Annotated in this window: 14 protein-coding genes; 3 read left to right on the top strand and 11 right to left on the bottom strand. The window is 69.7% G+C overall.

Annotated elements, in window-relative coordinates; translation table 11 throughout:
• Positions 1-32: 32 nt before the first annotated feature.
• Complete coding sequence (locus AB0M80_RS12275) at positions 33-749, bottom strand: VIT family protein (RefSeq protein ID WP_364562678.1); 717 nt, start codon at positions 747-749, stop codon at positions 33-35.
• A gap of 131 nt (positions 750-880) precedes the next feature.
• On the opposite strand from AB0M80_RS12275, the gene AB0M80_RS12270 reads away from it, so the two are divergent.
• Positions 881-1,222, top strand: coding sequence for a cupin domain-containing protein (locus tag AB0M80_RS12270; protein ID WP_364562675.1), 342 nt, complete (start codon positions 881-883; stop codon positions 1,220-1,222).
• A gap of 94 nt (positions 1,223-1,316) precedes the next feature.
• Here AB0M80_RS12270 and AB0M80_RS12265 read toward each other — a convergent pair whose 3' ends face one another.
• The 3 genes from AB0M80_RS12265 to AB0M80_RS12255 all read right to left on the bottom strand — a co-directional run bounded on the left by AB0M80_RS12265 (position 1,317) and on the right by AB0M80_RS12255 (position 4,616).
• Positions 1,317-1,787: a DUF6319 family protein gene (locus AB0M80_RS12265; RefSeq protein ID WP_364562673.1), complete on the bottom strand. Its 471-nt coding sequence runs from the start codon at positions 1,785-1,787 to the stop codon at positions 1,317-1,319.
• A gap of 143 nt (positions 1,788-1,930) precedes the next feature.
• Positions 1,931-3,913: an acetate--CoA ligase gene (gene acs / locus AB0M80_RS12260; protein ID WP_364562671.1), complete on the bottom strand. Its 1,983-nt coding sequence runs from the start codon at positions 3,911-3,913 to the stop codon at positions 1,931-1,933.
• Positions 3,914-4,013: 100 nt separating this feature from the next.
• Complete coding sequence (locus tag AB0M80_RS12255; RefSeq protein ID WP_364562668.1) at positions 4,014-4,616, bottom strand: GNAT family protein; 603 nt, start codon at positions 4,614-4,616, stop codon at positions 4,014-4,016.
• Positions 4,617-4,728: 112 nt separating this feature from the next.
• Here AB0M80_RS12255 and AB0M80_RS12250 point away from each other — a divergent pair, with 112 nt between their 5' ends.
• Positions 4,729-5,226, top strand: a complete 498-nt coding sequence (locus tag AB0M80_RS12250) for a phosphoribosyltransferase (protein WP_364562666.1) — start codon at positions 4,729-4,731, stop codon at positions 5,224-5,226.
• Positions 5,223-5,945, top strand: coding sequence for an oxidoreductase (locus AB0M80_RS12245; protein ID WP_364562663.1), 723 nt, complete (start codon positions 5,223-5,225; stop codon positions 5,943-5,945). The genes AB0M80_RS12250 and AB0M80_RS12245 overlap by 4 nt, the downstream gene beginning before the upstream one ends.
• Here the strand turns inward: AB0M80_RS12245 and AB0M80_RS12240 are convergent.
• From AB0M80_RS12240 to AB0M80_RS12210, 7 genes are all read right to left on the bottom strand, one after another.
• Complete coding sequence (locus AB0M80_RS12240) at positions 5,942-7,033, bottom strand: HoxN/HupN/NixA family nickel/cobalt transporter (RefSeq protein WP_364562660.1); 1,092 nt, start codon at positions 7,031-7,033, stop codon at positions 5,942-5,944. The genes AB0M80_RS12245 and AB0M80_RS12240 overlap by 4 nt on opposite strands.
• A gap of 55 nt (positions 7,034-7,088) precedes the next feature.
• The gene (locus tag AB0M80_RS12235; protein WP_364562657.1) at positions 7,089-8,018 is read right to left on the bottom strand and encodes an N-acetylmuramic acid 6-phosphate etherase; all 930 of its coding nucleotides are present in this window, start codon (positions 8,016-8,018) and stop codon (positions 7,089-7,091) included.
• A 20-nt stretch (positions 8,019-8,038) separates the two neighbouring features.
• Positions 8,039-9,013, bottom strand: a complete 975-nt coding sequence (locus AB0M80_RS12230) for a MurR/RpiR family transcriptional regulator (RefSeq protein ID WP_364562654.1) — start codon at positions 9,011-9,013, stop codon at positions 8,039-8,041.
• A gap of 238 nt (positions 9,014-9,251) precedes the next feature.
• A complete protein-coding gene (locus AB0M80_RS12225) occupies positions 9,252-11,018 on the bottom strand; it encodes a serine hydrolase domain-containing protein (RefSeq protein ID WP_364562651.1) in 1,767 nt (588 codons plus the stop codon).
• 11 nt (positions 11,019-11,029) lie between these two features.
• Entirely contained in the window at positions 11,030-12,313 is a 1,284-nt protein-coding gene (locus AB0M80_RS12220) for a DUF1343 domain-containing protein (RefSeq protein WP_364562648.1), read from the bottom strand.
• Positions 12,310-14,049: a glycoside hydrolase family 3 N-terminal domain-containing protein gene (locus AB0M80_RS12215; RefSeq protein ID WP_364563644.1), complete on the bottom strand. Its 1,740-nt coding sequence runs from the start codon at positions 14,047-14,049 to the stop codon at positions 12,310-12,312. The genes AB0M80_RS12220 and AB0M80_RS12215 overlap by 4 nt, the downstream gene beginning before the upstream one ends.
• Positions 14,050-14,790: 741 nt before the next feature.
• Positions 14,791-15,621 carry an HAD family hydrolase gene (locus AB0M80_RS12210; RefSeq protein WP_364562645.1) on the bottom strand — a complete coding sequence of 277 codons (831 nt, stop codon included), beginning with the start codon at positions 15,619-15,621 and terminating at the stop codon, positions 14,791-14,793.
• Positions 15,622-16,012 lie beyond the last annotated feature (391 nt).

Here is a 16,012-nt window from a genome sequence, read left to right as displayed (position 1 = left end):
GATGCGCCCTCGGCGGGGAAGAGTGCCTCGGGCTAGCCCACGGTGACGCCGAAGATCACCCCGACGAAGTAGGTCACGACCATGGTGAGGGCGCCGACGCCGACGTTGCGGACGATCGCGCGCCCCACGTTCGCGTCGCCGAGCCTCGCGCTGACCCACCCGGTCAGCGTGAGGCCGACGACGACCGCGGCGGCGCACGCCCAGACGCGCAGCGAGACGCCGGCCCAGGCGATGGAGAGGATCGGCAGCAGCGCGCCGACCGAGAACGCGACCAGCGACGCCCAGGCGGCCTGCCACGGGCTGGTCAGGTTGTCCGGGTCGATGCCGAGCTCGGCCTCCGCGTGCGCCTGCAGGGCGTCCTTTTCGGTCAGTTCACGGGCGACCCGGCTCGCCAGCTCCGGCGACAGGCCCTTTTCTTCGTAGATCTCGGCGAGCTCGCGCTCCTCGGCCTCCGGCATCGTCTTGAGCTCCTGCTTTTCGAGCTGGAGCAAGGCCTGCTCGGTGTCGCGCTGGGTGCTCACGGAGACGTATTCCCCGCCGGCCATGGAAAAGGCGCCGGCGACGAGCCCGGCGATCCCGGCGGTCATGATCGTCGTGGTATCCGTGGTCGCCCCGGCGACCCCGACGACGATGCCGGCGACGGACACGATCCCGTCGTTCGCCCCGAGCACCCCGGCCCGCAGCCAGTTCAGCTTCCCGCCCACACCCTGGTGCGGTTCGTGGGCGTGCTCCACGGCAGTTTCGGTCACCGGACAAGTGAAACACGAACGGAGAATCGTGGCGAGAGCCGGGATTCCGGTCAGGTCGGCCTAATTAACACATGCCTTACCTAAGCCGGTCCTGTGTGGACTCTCAGCCGTCCTGGGTCATCATGGCCGACATGGACGAGCAAGTGTGGCAGCCGCTGGTCACGGTCGAGGGCCTACCGCTCCAAGGCGGCGAAGGCCGGTTCCGGCTGCTGGAGACGGCCGAGAGCGGCCTGGCGTACCTGATCCACTACCCGGCGGGGGTGGCGTCGCCGACCCACGCGCACGACCACGACAGCATCGTCTACGTCCTGTCCGGCCGGCTGCGCGGAGCAGTCGACGGCGTCGAGGCCGTGCTGGAGCCGGGGGACTCGGTGCTGCACCCACACGGGGTGGCCCACCACGTCGAGGCACTGACGGACGCCATGTGGGTGGAATTCAAGTCACCCCTGCCGGGCCGCCCGCCGATCGCCTGAGCCCGGGTCGACCCCCCAAGCACGCGAGCCGACCCGGAAAAGCGGAAACGCCCGGCCCCGCTCAGCGGGTCCCGGGCGTTCCCTTCGAAGAAAGTCAGGCGTCCAGCTCGGCGAGGGCCTGCTTGGCCTTCTCGAGCTCAGCCTCGAGCGCGGCGACCTTCGCGGCCTGCGCCTCGCGGGCCTGGTTGATCACCTCGTCGATCGGGCCCGACAGGTCGGAGTGCAGCTCCTTCGCCGCGCGCGACACCGCGGCGGCGGGGATCTCCAGGCCCTTCGCGACCCACTTGCTGCCGTTCTTGAGCTCGGCCTGCCACTCGCCGTCGGCGGTGCCGGTGACGGTCAGGATCAGCTCGACCGTGCGGGTCTTCTTCGCCGTCGACGCCGACGCCGCACCCTTCGGGCGGCCGCGCTTCGGCTTGGGGGCCTCTTCCTCGGCGGGCGAGGCTTCGCCCTCCGAGGGGGACGCCGACTCGGTGACGGCCGCCTCGTCGGTGGCAACAGCCGGAGCCTCGGGAGCCGGGGCCTCGGTTGTTTCCTCGTCGTGCGTCAGGACATCCACGGTCATCGTCGTGTCGTCTCCTTGCCCGGGAAGTGGGTGTGGTTCGCGGCACAGTGTAGAACATGCGTTCGACGAGCGCCGCTCGGGGGTTCCATGACAGAGCCCTCCCGGCGCGAAGCCGGAAGGGCTCTGACGGGGAGAACGCTAGCTCACTCCTCCGACTTGCCCGACTTCAGGCCCGACGAGATCAGGTCCATCACCGACGAGTCGGCCAGCGTGGTGACGTCGCCGACCTGCCGGTTTTCCGCAACGTCGCGCAGCAGGCGGCGCATGATCTTGCCCGAACGCGTCTTCGGCAGCTCCGGCACGACCATGATCTGCCGCGGCTTCGCGATCGGCCCGATCTCCTTGGCGACGTGGTTGCGCAGCGCCTGGATGGCCTCTTCGCCACCGTCGACCGCGTTGCCGCGCAGGATGACGAACGCGACGATGCCCTGGCCGGTCGTCGGGTCGGTCGCGCCGACGACCGCGGCCTCGGCCACCGTCGGGTGCGAGACCAGCGCCGACTCGACCTCGGTCGTCGAGATGCGGTGCCCGGACACGTTCATCACGTCGTCGACGCGGCCCAGCAGCCAGACGTCACCGTCGTTGTCGTACTTCGCGCCGTCGCCGGCGAAGTAGAAGCCCTGGTCCCTGAAGCGCGACCAGTACGTCTCCCGGTAGCGCTCCTCGTCGCCCCAGATGCCGCGCAGCATCGACGGCCACGGCTGGTCGAGCACCAGGTACCCGCCACCGCCCGGGCCGACCTCGTTGCCCTGGTCGTCGACGACCTTCGCGGAGATGCCCGGCAGCGCCTTCTGCGCCGAGCCCGGCTTGGCGGCGGTGACGCCCGGCAGCGGCGAGATCATGATCGCGCCGGTCTCGGTCTGCCACCACGTGTCGACGATCGGTGCCTTGCCCGCGCCGATGGTCTCGCGGTACCAGATCCACGCCTCGGGGTTGATCGGCTCGCCGACCGAGCCCAGCACCCGCAGCGACGACAGGTCGTACTTCTCGGGGATTTCCGCGCCCCACTTCATGAAGGTGCGGATCAGGGTCGGCGCCGTGTAGTAGATGGAGACCTTGTACTTCTGGATGATCTCCCAGTGCCGCCCCTCGTGCGGGGTGTTCGGCGTGCCTTCGTAGACGACCTGCGTGACGCGGTTGGCGAGCGGGCCGTAGACGATGTAGCTGTGGCCGGTGATCCAGCCGATGTCCGCGGTGCACCAGTAGACGTCCTCGCCGGCCTTGTGGTCGAAGACGTTGTGGTGCGTGTACGCCGTCTGCGTCAGGAAGCCGCCGGAGGTGTGCAGGATGCCCTTCGGCTTCCCGGTCGTACCGGAGGTGTAGAGGATGAACAGCGGGTGTTCGCTGTCGAAAGCTTCGGGAGTGTGCTCTTCGGACTGTCCGCCGACGAGCTCGTGCCACCAGAGGTCGCGGCCCTCGGTCCACGGCACCTCGCCCTCGAGCTGGTCGCCCGTGCGCTTGACGACGATGACCTTCTCGACGGTTTCGGCGCCTTCGAGCGCTTCGTCGACATTGGCCTTCATCGGCGCGGCCTTGCCGCGGCGGAACTGGCCGTCGGAGGTGATCACGAGCTTCGCGGCGGCGTCGTCGACGCGGGCCCGCAGCGCCGTGGGGGAGAAGCCGCCGAAGACGACGCTGTGCAACGCGCCGATCCGCGCGCACGCGAGCATCGCGAAGATGGCCTCGGGGACCATCTGCAGCTGGATCGCCACGACGTCGCCGGCGGTGACGCCCAGCGACGCGAGTGCGTTGGCGGCCTTGGAAACCTCGGTCTTCAGCTCGGCGTAGGTGATGTCCCGGGTGTCACCCGGCTCGCCGACCCAGTGGATCGCGACCTGGTCGCCGTGGCCGGACTCGACGTGCCGGTCGACGCAGTTGTAGGCGACGTTCAGCTTGCCGCCGACGAACCACTTCGCGAACGGCGCATTGGTCCAGTCCAGTACCGTGGTCCACTTCGTGTCCCACGTGAGCCGCTCGGCCTGCTTCGCCCAGAACGCTTCGCGATCGGCGTCCGCCTCGGCGTAGAGGTCGGCCTTCGCGTTGGCCTGGCCAGCGAATTCGTCGCTGGGCGGAAAGGTGCGGCTCTCGGTGAGCAGGTTGTCCAGTGCTGGGGACTGCTCGGTCATGGTTGCAAGGCCTCCTGTAGTGCGCCGAAACGACGGCTAGCGGCACGCTAGCGACGTTAGTCCGCCTTGTAAAAGGTTGCACCCACGTTGCCCCTGGCGTTCACCGTGGCAGGCGAGCCGCGGTGACTAAGCGTTCGTTCAGCCGGGCCTTCGCGGCGGGCCACTCCGGCGCCAGCATCGAGTAGGTGACGGTGTCGCGCGACGAGCCGTCCGGCCGGATCCGGTGCGCGCGCAGCACGCCTTCGCGAAGCGCGCCAAGCCGTTCGATGGCGCGCTGCGAGCGGAGGTTGCGGATGTCGGTCTCCCAGCCGACTCGTTGCGCGTCAAGGGTTTCGAACGCGTAGGTGAGCAGGAGCAGCTTCGACTCCGTGTTCAGCCCGGTGCGCTGCCAGTCCGCGCCGATCCAGGTGTGGCCGATGGACAGGATCCGGTGCTTCTCGACGACCTGGTAGTACGACGTCGTCCCGGCGACGCGGCCGCAGGTGACGTCGATCTGCGCGAACGGCCGCCGGTCGGGGTCGGCGATCGCCTGCTCGACCATCCCCTCGGCGGCCGCCAGGTCCGTGGGCTGCCGATGGCTCAGCCACGCCCAGATGCCGGGGTCGGAGCCGGCCTCCAGCAGGCCCTTGGCGTGCTCGGGCGTCAACGGCTCCAGGCGGACGTGTTCGCCGGAGAGGGTCGGTTGCGTGGTCCAGTCGCTCACGGGTTCACGGTAGTTCGGTCAGTGGCCGCTCCGGATAGCCAATTTCTAATCATTTTCAGAGTCCACTTCCGGGTTGCCTATGCTCGGCTGACCACGACGAAGGGCGGGCTCGATGGCCGAAGAGCGGGAAGAGCTGAGCTGGGAGCTGTTCGGCACGGCGAGCCGTGAACTGGCTCACACCATCGCCGACGACGGCTTCGTGCCGGACCTCATCCTCTCGATCGCGCGCGGCGGCCTGTTCGTCGCCGGTGCGCTCGGCTACGCGCTCGACGTGAAGAACCTGCACGTGATGAACGTCGAGTTCTACACCGGCGTCGACCAGCGCCTCGACCTGCCGGTGATGCTGCCGCCGGTGCCGAACGTCGTCGACCTCACGAGCAAGAAGGTGCTGATCGCCGACGACGTCGCCGACACCGGCGCCACCCTCAAGCTGGTCCGCGACTACTGCCTCGACCACGTCGCCGAGGTGCGTTCGGCCGTCATCTACGAGAAGCCGCACTCGACGGTGAAGTGCGAGTACGTCTGGCGGCGCACCGGCAAGTGGATCAACTTCCCGTGGTCGGTGCGGCCGCCCGTGGTCCAGCGTGAAGGACAGGTGCTCGACGCATGAGTGATCCGCTTAAGCCCTTGCTCGACCTCGAAGGCGTCGCGGCGGCGGCGAAGTCCGCCCAGGACGCCATCTTCGCGGTGCACCGCTTGCCGGCCAACCTCCGCGGCGGCGCGGCGACGGCGGCGGAGGCGTCGGTGCGGTCCGCCCGCGCGTCCGCAGGCATCGAGGGAGCGAACCCCGAACTGCCCGCCGACGGCGCGGTCGACGACCCCGTCCTCGCCGGCGCGCTGCGCGTCGCGGAGACCCTGGAATCGCTGCTGCCGACCTGGCGCCGGGCGCCGATGCAGGCGCTGGCGCGGCTGCACGTCCTGGCCGCGGCCGACCTCGTCGACGACGCGGATGCGCTGGGCCGCCCGCATTCCGGCGGCGGCCGGCTCGAACTGCTCGCCCAGCTGGTGACCGGGGCGACGTCGGTGCCGGGCCCGGTACTGACGGCAGTCGTGCACGGGGAACTGCTGGCGCTCAAGCCGTTCGGCAGCGCGGACGGCGTCGTCGCGCGCGCGGCCGCCCGGCTGACGATGGTCGCGACGGGCCTCGACCCGAAGGCGCTGACCGTGCCGGAGGTCGCGTACTTCCGCCGGGTCCCGCGCTACCTCGAGACGGCGGAGGGGTTCGCGAGCGGCACATCGGAAGGCGTACGCGCGTGGCTGCTCTTCTGCTGCGAAGCGTTCGAAGCCGGTGCACGCGAAGCGAAGAGCATTTCGGACGCGGCTTCCTAACCGGTGAGCTTCGCCGACCACTTCTCTTCGATCCGCCCGAACCGCCACACCGCCAGCGCGACGACCCACGTCAGCACGAACAACCCGACGATCCCGAAGCCGACGTAGTCCAGGTTCACCGAAGCGATCGCGGCCAGCGGGCCCGAAGTGATGGCCAGTTTCTCGGCGAGGATCGACACCAGCTCGATGGTGCCGATGAGCAGCGCCACCGCGACCGACAGCGCGGTCACCGTGATGTTGTAGAAGATCTTCCGCACCGGCTTCGCGAACGCCCAGCCGTAGGCGAAGTTCATGAAGCAGCCGTCCACGGTGTCGAACAGGGTCATGCCGGCGGCGAACAGGATCGGCAGCACGAGGATCGCGTACCACGGCAGCGCGAACGTCGCGGCGCCCGCGGCCAGCACGAGCAGCCCGATCTCGGTCGCGGTGTCGAAGCCCAGCCCGAACAGCAGCCCGACCGGGTAGATGTGCCACGGCTTGCGCACGGCCTTCGTCGCGCCGCGCAGCAACCGGTTCAGCACGCCGCGGTTGTCCAGCTGGCGTTCGAGCGCGGCTTCGTCGAAGTCGCCGCGGCGCATCCGCCGGAACACGCGCAGGATCCCGACGAGCACGACCAGGTTCAGGATCGCGATCACGTACAGGAACACCCCGGACACCGACGTCCCGATGAGGCCGGTGGCTTCGTGCAACGCCGACGAATCGTCCTCGACCTGCCCGGCCAGCGCGCGGACGCCGAGGGAGAGCAGCAGGCACAGCGCGAAGACGATCGTCGAGTGCCCGAGCGAGAACCAGAACCCGACCGACAGCGGCCGCCGGCCGTCCGCCATCAGCTTGCGGGTGGTGTTGTCGATCGCGGCGATGTGGTCGGCGTCGAACGCGTGCCGCATGCCGAGCGTGAACGCCGTGACCCCGAGCCCGATGCCGAACACGCCGGACGTGCCCAGCGCGTAGTGCCGCGGCGCGACGAACGCGGCCAGCACGCCCCAGCCCACGACGTTCAGCAGCAGGATGAACCCGGCCATCCCGCCGACCGACACCCACTCGCGACGCGACAGCCCGCGCCGCGAGTCCTCCGTAGTGCCCGCCATCGCCCACCCGCCCTTCCTCTCATCTGAGAGGTTAGGCAGATGAACAGATAAAGTTCTAGCTCGCGCGCGCCCGCACCAGGTCCAGTGCCTTGCGCACGTGCCCGCCCGACGCGTGCAGCGCCTTCGCCGCGCTCTTGACGTCTTCCCCGGACAGCAGGTGCACCAGCGCCACCTTCAGGTCGCCCCCGGCCTCGGTGAGCGCGTCCGAGCAGTCCGCCATCGTCATGCCGGTGGCCTCCTGCAGGATCCGGATGGTGCGGCCGCGCAGCTTCGCGTTGGTGGCCCGCATGCTCACCATCAGGTTGGAGTAGGTCCGGCCCAGCTTGATCATCGTCGCGGTGGAGAACGACGTGAGGATCATCTTCTGCGCCGTGCCCGCCTTCATCCGGGTCGAGCCGGCGATCGCCTCCGGGCCGGTGTCGACGGCGATGAGCACGTCCACCCCGGCGGGTTTCGCGGCCTTGGCGTTGCCCGAGACCAGCCCCGTCCGGGCGCCCTTGCGCGACGCCGCGGCCAGCGCACCCAGCACGTACGGCGTCCTGCCCGACGCCGTCAGCCCGAGCACGAAGTCGCCCGGTTGCACCATCGCGGCCATCTCGGCGGCGCCCGCCGACGAGTCGTCCTCCGCGTTTTCGACGGCCTGGCGCAGCGCGCGCTCGCCGCCGGCGTGGTGCGCGATGAACCAGTCGCCCGGCACGTTGAACGTCGGCACCAGCTCGGCCGCGTCCAGGGTGGCCAGCCGCCCGGACGTGCCCGCGCCGACGTAGTGCACCCGGCCCCCGGACCGCAGGGCGTCCACCGCGTAGTCCACCGCGCGTGCCACCTGGGGCAGCACCGCGGCGACGGCACCGGGGACCGTGCGGTCCTCGGCGTTGATCGCGCCCAGGATCCCCGCGGTGGACATCAGGTCGATGTCCTTGGTGCGGGGATTGCGGGTTTCGGTCGGCGAATCGACGTGCACCGCCTGCACGGGGACGGTCATCATGCGCCTCACATTTTCTCCGGTCACTTGCCGGTTTCCCGAGGACGGCGACGACCGTCCGGCCTGACCCCCAAGCGGTGCGATCCGACTGCGTCCCTCGTCGCGTCCAGTGCGTTGACCGAGGCGTCCATGTGCCGCTGCGCGACCCCGATGAACAGGCAGTCGATGACGGTGAGCTGGGCGATGCGGCTGGCCGTGGCGCCCGAACGGAAGGTGGTTTCCCGGGCCGCGGTCGTCAAAACGTGGTCGGAGACCTCGGTGATCGGGGAGCGGGGGAAGTTCGTCACGGCGATGGTGATCGCGCCGTGCTCGCGTGCCACGCGCAGCGCCTCGACGGTGTCGGTGGTCGCTCCGGTGTGCGAGACGCCGATCGCGACGTCACCGGGGCTCAGCACCGCGGCCGAGGTGAGCATGATGTGCGTGTCCGACCACGCGAAGCACACGCGGCCGATGCGGTGCAGCTTCTGCTGCAGGTCGGCGGCGACGAACGCGCTGGCGCCCACGCCGTAGACGTCCACGCGGCCGGCGCCCGCGACGGCCTCGATCACCTGCTGGAGCGTGGCGACCTCCAGCTGCTCGGCTGTCTCCTCGACGGCCCGCGCGTCAGCGAAGCTGACCTTGCTGATCACGGCGGCGAGGTCGTCGTCCGGACCGATTTCGCCGCCGAGGTTGCGCGTGGTGCGCGCCTCGGTGCGGGCGGTGTCCGCGGCCAGTGCGATGCGCAGCTGCGGGTACCCGCCGACGCCGACGGCCTTGCAGAACCGCGTCACGGTGGTCTCGCTCGTGTTGGCGGCCAGGGCCACCTCGGTGATGCTGCGTCTCGCCACGTGTCCGGGATCTTCCAGCACCACCTTGGCCACGCGCTGCTCGGCGCGGGCCAGGCCGGGGAGCAGGGACCGGATCCGCACCAGCGGGCTGGAGTCCGCGTCCCGCACGGCCGTCTGGACCGATACGGGCTCGGACGGTGCCGTACCGACTACGGATTCGGCATCACTCATCGTCGGAAAGTTACTAACCGTTGGCATTTGTGACAAGGCTACCCACACCCTTCGGTACGATCGCAACCCGTCCGTGTCTGCGGATCTCGATTTGCGATTAATCGTTGACCAGAAAGTCGCCAACAGGGTCGACCTTGTTAACGAGGTCAAGCTAACGACTTGGCAACTTAGTGTCGCGGTGCAAGCGGCAAGGAGACGGTAAACTCCGCCTTGAGGTCGACAATCGGCAACGAATCCGTCACCGAGAGCTCAACTGCCAACCCTCTGCGACGAAGGCGGCCGGGTTTCGTTCACCGTCGAGGAGTGATCGGCCGCGCTCGGTGACTTTCACACCGTCCACGGAAACTCCCCGGCCCGTGTAACTCGGGTCGGTGCTGTAACGCCAGCGCAGGCTCACTGCCGAGCTTTGCGGCAGCGTGCCCACGGCCTTCCACCAGGCGCGGTGTCCGTGTCCGGAGAGCGACGTCACGGTTCCGGAGGGTGCGCCCGGGCCCGTGACCGACAGCGTGACCGGTTGCCAGTTCACACCGTCGGTGCTGGCCTGCAGCTGAAGTGGATCACTGCTGCCCTCGGTGTCCACGAAGGCAGAGAACGAGACGCGGGCCTGGTCACTTTGCGTGGTAAAAGGGCAGGTACTCAGGGTAGCGACGCCGGCATTACCCAGCGTGCTCGTCCAGGCGTCCTTCCCGGCGACCGGCCGCACGGCCATGGCCCTGGCCAGGGACGTCGCCCACACCTGGCGAGCGGTGTTGATCGAGCCCCAGGTCCGGGTCGGGTGCACCCGGTTGGTCAGCAGGATGGCGAACGAGCGCGACTCGGGGTCGATGACCAGCGTCGTTCCGGTGTAACCGGTGTGGCCGGCCGTGACCGGCGACGCCAGCGCGCCCATGTACCAGGGCTGGTCGAGCTCGAAGCCGAGACCGTGCGAGTCGTCCGGGAACTGCTGGTTGTAGTTCGTCAGCATCTGCCGGACGGTCTCCTGGCCCAGGATCCGGTGCCCGCGGTAGCTGCCGCCGTTGAGGATCGCCTGGGCGAGGGTGGCCATGTCACTCGCGGTGCTGAACACCCCGGCGTGCCCGGCGACGCCACCGAGCGACCACGCGTTCTCGTCGTGCACGCTGCCGCGCACCATCCCGCGCGGCGGGTTCGCCTCGAACTCCGTCGCGGCCACCCGGCCCAGCTTCGCCGCGGGCGGGTTGTAGCCGGTGTCGGCCATGCCGAGGGGAGCGGTGATCCGGTCGTGGACGACCTGGTCGAGGGACTGCCCGGTCAGCTTCTCGACGATGAAGCCGAGCGTCAGCAGGTTGATGTCCGAGTAGAGGTACGTCGTCCCCGGCTTGTTCTTCAGCGGGCTGTCCAGCACGGCCTGCCGCCGCGACGGGATGTCCGGGTAACCCGCCCAGAGCGACGGGATCGGGTCGGCGTCGAACCCGGAGACGTGCGTGAGCAGCATCTTGACCGTGATGGCGGCCTTGTCGCCGGCGGCGAACTCCGGGAAGAAGCGGCTCACCGGGGTGTCGATGGTGAGCTGCCCGCGGTCGGCGAGCTGGAGCACCGCGATCGAGGTGAACAGCTTCGAGATCGACGCCATGTCGAAGATGGTGTCGTCGCGCATCGGGACCTGCTGGTCCGCGGGCAGCTCGGTGCCCTTGGCGTCGGCGTACCGCAGCGCGCCGCCGACCGCGTACCGGTCGACGACCACGCCGTCGTGCGCGAGCAGGCCGACCGCCCCGGAGAAGTGCGGGTGCCCGGTGGCATCCGGCTTGGTCCAGCTCGCCAGGAAGTCCTCCGCCGCCTTGATCGGCGCCGGATCGAGGTTGACGTCCGCCGGCCGGCCATCGCGCAGCGTCGTCCACGCCGGGGCGAACCCGTGCTGCGGCCGGTCGAAGCGGCCGGCCGCCGGATCGTGGCTGGTGATGGCGCTGGCTCCCGAGTCCGGCACGGTCAACGTGGTCAGCGCGACCAGCACTCCGGTGGCCGCGACGAGGACCTTCCTAGCACGCATGAGTCTCCCCCTCAGCGGTAGAGCAGGTAGTGGCGGCGTCTCCGGTCGAACTCGGCCAGCTCGGCCCGCCAGGCCCCGGTGACCTCGTCGACCCCCGCGCCGGCGTCGACCATGGTCCGGAGCCGGTCGGACCCCGACAGCTTGTCGATGTAGTTGTCGGGGCGCCAGGCGAACACGTCCGGGTGCACGGCCTTCGCCGTGACGAGCATGGCGACCGCGGTTCGGATCGCGTCGAAGGCCCGGGGGTCGCCGACGCTCAGCTGCACGCCCCCGCAGGCCTGGTTGACGAACTTGCCGAACGTGGGCACGAAGTAGGTCTCGCGGAACCGGGCGCCGGGCAGGGCGAGGTCCTCGAGCTTCTCGCGCCAGCGCCAATCGAGCCCGGGCGCGCCGATGATCTCGAACGGCCGGGTCGTGCCCCGGCCCTCGGAGAACACCGTGCCTTCGAACATCCCGGTGCCCGGGTAGACGAGTGCCGTGTCCGGCGTCGGCATGTTCGGGCTCGGCAGCACCCAGTTCAGCCCGGTCCGCGCGAAGAGCGTGTCACGCTGCCAGCCCCGCACCCGGACGACGTCGAGGTGTGCAAGCTTCACCCCTTCACCGGGCAGGAACTCCTCGGCGAAGAAGCGCGCGAGTTCACCGACAGTCATGCCGTGTTGCTGTGCGATCGGCTTCCGCCCGATCCCGGAAGCGAACTTCGGGTCGAGCACCGGCCCGGCCGCCCGGCCGCCGAGCGGGTTCGGCCGGTCGAGCACGACGAGGGCCGCGTTCACCTTCGCGGCGGCCACCATCGCGGTGTAGAGCGACCAGATGTAGGTGTAGAAGCGCGCGCCGACGTCGGCGATGTCGAACACGACCGTGTCGACGCCCGCCTTGGTGAACAGCGAAGCGAGCTTCGTCGCGTCGACGCCGTACGCGTCGTACACGGGTATGCCGGTGCGGGGGTCGGTGTAGTCGCCCTCGGATCCGCCGGCCTGCGCGCTGCCGCGGAAGCCGTGTTCGGGCCCGAAGGCCGCTACCGGCTTCACACCGGCCGCGACCATCGAGTCGACGATGTGGTCACCGTTCAGCAGGACGCCGGTCGGGTTCGACAGCACGCCCAGCTTGCGGCCCTGGAAGGTTCGCCAGCCCTGCGCGGCCAGTTGCTCCGCGCCGGTGAGGACGCGGCCGTGGCTGTCGGCCTGCTCGTTCTGCCCGGCCTGCTCCGGCTGGGCCCCGGCGACGGCGGAGCCGCCCGCCAGCGCCGGGACGGCGAGCGCGCTCGCGCCGAGGAAGTGGCGCCGGTTGAGGTTCACCAGGTCAGCCCGTGGCCGAACGGGTACTTGACGGTCTGCATGTCGGCCCACGCCGGGATGTCGACCGGCAGCTTCCCGACCGGCTTGGTCTCGCCGAGGAGCACCTTGGTCAGCGCCTCCAGGGTCGGCGTGATGTAGCCGTAGGTGGCCAGCCAGGTCTTCACGGTCGTCGGGTAGCCGGCGTCGTACGGGATCTGCGCGGCGACCGCGACGACCGGTTTCCCGGTGGCTTGCAGGGCGTCGAGCAGCTTGGTCTGCCGGGGGTAGGTGGCGATGTTGTTGGTCAGCACGACGACGAGGTCGACGTGGCCGGCGTTCGCGACGGCCTGCGTGATCTGGGCGTCCGTCGGGGTCTGACCGGTCTGGTAGGCCGTCGCGGCCGTGCCGTGGGCGGTCAGCTTCTGCGCGAGGGTCGCCGTCGAGGAGACGCCCCAGCCGGTGACGAGCGTCGTCGCGGGCTTCTGCTTCAGGGGCAGGAGACCGGCGTCGTTCGCGATGGCCGTGATGCCGCGGTCGGCGATGTCCTGCGCGGTCTTGAGGCTCGCCGGGATGCCGACGGTCTTCATGACGCGGCCGGTGTCGACGAACGGCGAGAACAGGATGCCGCGCTTGAACTTCAGCTTGAGCACGCGCAGCACGCTCCGGTCGATCTGCCGCATCGGGATGTCGCCGGACTTGACGGCGTCGAGCACCGAGTTGATCGCCAGGTCGAGGTGCACGGGCATGAGCAGCTGGTCGACGCCCGCTTTGAGCGCGAGCACCGGGATCTCGGCGTCGCTGTGCAGCTTGCGCACGCCCTCCATCTCGAGGGAGTCGGTGATCACGACGCCGTTGTAGCCCAGTTCGTCGCGCAGCCGGTCGGTGATGATCGGCTTCGACAGCGTCGCGGGTTCGAGCGACGGGTCGAGGCTGGGGAACTGGATGTGCGCGCTCATGATCGAGTCGACGCCGGCCGCGATCGCGGCCTTGAACGGCGGCACGTCGGTGGCCCGCCACTGCGCCTCGGTGCTGTCGATCCGCGGCAGCCCGGTGTGGCTGTCGGTCGGCGCGGCGCCGTGCCCGGGGAAGTGCTTGGCGGTCGCCGCCACGGACTTCTGGAAGCCCTTGACCTCGGCGGTGACGAAGTCGCTGGCCAAACCCGGCTGCCCGGAGAACGACCGGACGCCGATGACCGGGTTGACGGGGTTGGAGTTGACGTCCGCGTCGGGCGCGAAGTCCTGGTTGATGCCGACAGCGCGCAGCTCTTGGCCGAGGATGGTCGCCGCCTTCGTCGCCCGGTTCGTGTCCCGCCCGGCGGAGATGGCCATGGCGTTCGGGAACTCGGTGGCCGGCGCGCCCATCCGCGTGACCGTGCCGCCCTCCTGGTCGGCGGCGATCTGCAGCGGGATGTGCGCCCCGCTCAGGACGGCGGCCTTCTGGAGGCCGTTGGACAGCTTCGCGACCTGCACGGGGTCGTCGAAGTTGTCGCGCGTGTCGTTGTTGAAGTAGATGACCCCGCCGAGGTGGTACTTCTGGATCACCTGAGCCGGGGTGTCGACGCCGAAGTCGGTCCGGTTCTTCGGGTTGACCTCGTCGGCGGTCTTGCCGTTCACCCAGGTGACGAACAGCTGCCCGACCTTCTGCTCGAGCGTCAGCCCGCGCAGCGCCAGTGTCGCCGCGGCCTCCGCCTGCGCGTCCACGCTCACCCGCGGTGCGCTCGCCGCGGTCGCGACACCCACACCGGTGAGGGCGAGCACCCCCGCGACGGGCAGGGCGAGCGCATGGAACCTCCGATTTCGGGTCGTCAAGACCAGCCTCCCAGAAAGTCGCGGGCGCCGGTGGGACGTGAGAAGTCCACTCGGAGGCGCCAGTATCGGGAAGCTACTCACCGAATCCGGCGATGTCCATCGGCCGACCGCACGAACGGCGCAGTCGTACCCGGATCGGTAGGAAAGTCGCCGTTCGCAAGGTGCCGAGGGGTCCGAACGGGTGGCCACCGAGTCCCGGCTTCAATCACGCGCGTTACGGCCTCAATCACGCGATGTCCGTCCCGGCTCACGCGAGATGCCCCACCAGTCACGCGAGATGCCCCGGGCCCCCACATGGACGAGGCGGCGCCCGTGGCCGAAGCCACGGGCGCCGCCTGCAAGCGCGAACTTCTCGGGCGACCAAGCGTGCAACTCTGGTCGTACCTACATGGACTCGGCGTGTGGCGTCCCACTACGCAGTCCCTAGACGACGAGCCTCCCGCGGCGCGCTGCGCGTGGGTACCCGGAGTCCGCGCACGGAGGTTTGCCGGGGTGGAACAGGCTTCTCTTCTACCTGTTCCCTGGCCGACCGAACGTCCGCACCTACTTTCTACGCCGTGAGCCCGGTCACTTCAAGTGCGCGGATGGGTGCACCGGTACAGAGGCTGGATCGGGTGACACCGGCACCCTGCGCGACGGACAATTCGGGGCTGGGCCACGCAAAGTGCCGGCGGTACGGCGAGTGCGCGGCTAACGGGACCGGCGACGACGGCTGAGGCCGTACCAGGTCGCGCCGGCGGCCACCGCGCCGACGCCGAGTGCCACCATCCCGGCCGACCGCATCGGGAGCCGGGTGCGCAGCGACATCGGCCGGTCGAAGGCCAGGATCGGCCAGCCGCGGTCGAGTGCCTCGCGCCGCAGGAGCTTGTCCGGGTTGACCGCGTGCGGGTACCCGACGACCTCGAGCAGTGGGATGTCGGTGCTCGAATCGGTGTAGGCGAAGCACTCGGCGAGGTCGTAGCCGTGGGTCGCGGCGAGCTGCTTCGCGGCGACGGCTTTGTTGGCGCCGTAGCAGTAGAAGTCGACCTCGCCGGAGTAGCGGCCGTCGACGATCTGCATCCGCGTGGCGACGCTCCGGGTCGCCCCGAGCATCTCCGCCACCGGCGCGACCACCTCCTCGCCGGTCGCCGACAACACGATCACGTCGTGCCCGTCCGCGCGGTGGCGGGCGATCAGCTCGGCCGCCTCCGCGTACACGAGCGGGTCGACGACGTCGTGCAGGGTCTCGCGGACGATCGACGAAACCTGGGCGACGTCCCAGCCGGCGCACAGCGCGGAAACCTCGGCGCGCAGCCGCTCGGTTTTGTTCTCGTCGGCGCCCGCGAGCGAGAACACCAGCTGCGCGTACGCGCTCCGCAACGCGGCGCGACGGTTGATCAGTCCTTCTTTGAGGAGGGGCTTGCTGAACGCCAGCGCGCTCGACGAAGCGATGATCGTCTTGTCCAGGTCGAAGAACGCGGCCACCGCGTGCTCCGGGCCCGGCTTCCGGATGCGCGACGGCGCGCTGCTCGGTTCGGCCACGTGCCCAGGATAGGAGCTTGATCGGGGCCCGTCCCGTTGATCCACCACGGGCGCGCCGTGACGGGCGGAAAATCCATGACAGGCAGGCACTTCGGGCGCGCTGTGCCGTTACCGAACTGTGTGCCTCGCCCGGCGCGCGAACCGGCGTCGGGCGGAGTTACAGTGAGGGAGCCCGGTGTCCAACCGGGCCGGTTCAGTCCGACCCCCCGGGGCTGAACCCACGGCGGCCCCCGTCCCTCCCCCCTGGCGGGGGCCGCCCTCTTAACCTTCCGCTTGCTTTTCCCGGATCCCTTTGCGCTGGCCGGATTCCGGGTTTTCGCGCGGGCGCTCCCGGCGTTTTGCCTTCTGCTTACCTTCGTCGATTTCCGCTGCCGCCTGAATTCCGGTTCGC

The sequence above is a fragment of the Amycolatopsis sp. NPDC051045 genome, from assembly GCF_040682955.1.
Classification (GTDB): Bacteria; Actinomycetota; Actinomycetes; order Mycobacteriales; family Pseudonocardiaceae; genus Amycolatopsis.
The sequence above is the reverse complement of the archived record's forward strand: the minus strand, read 5'-3'. Positions and strand labels throughout refer to the sequence as shown.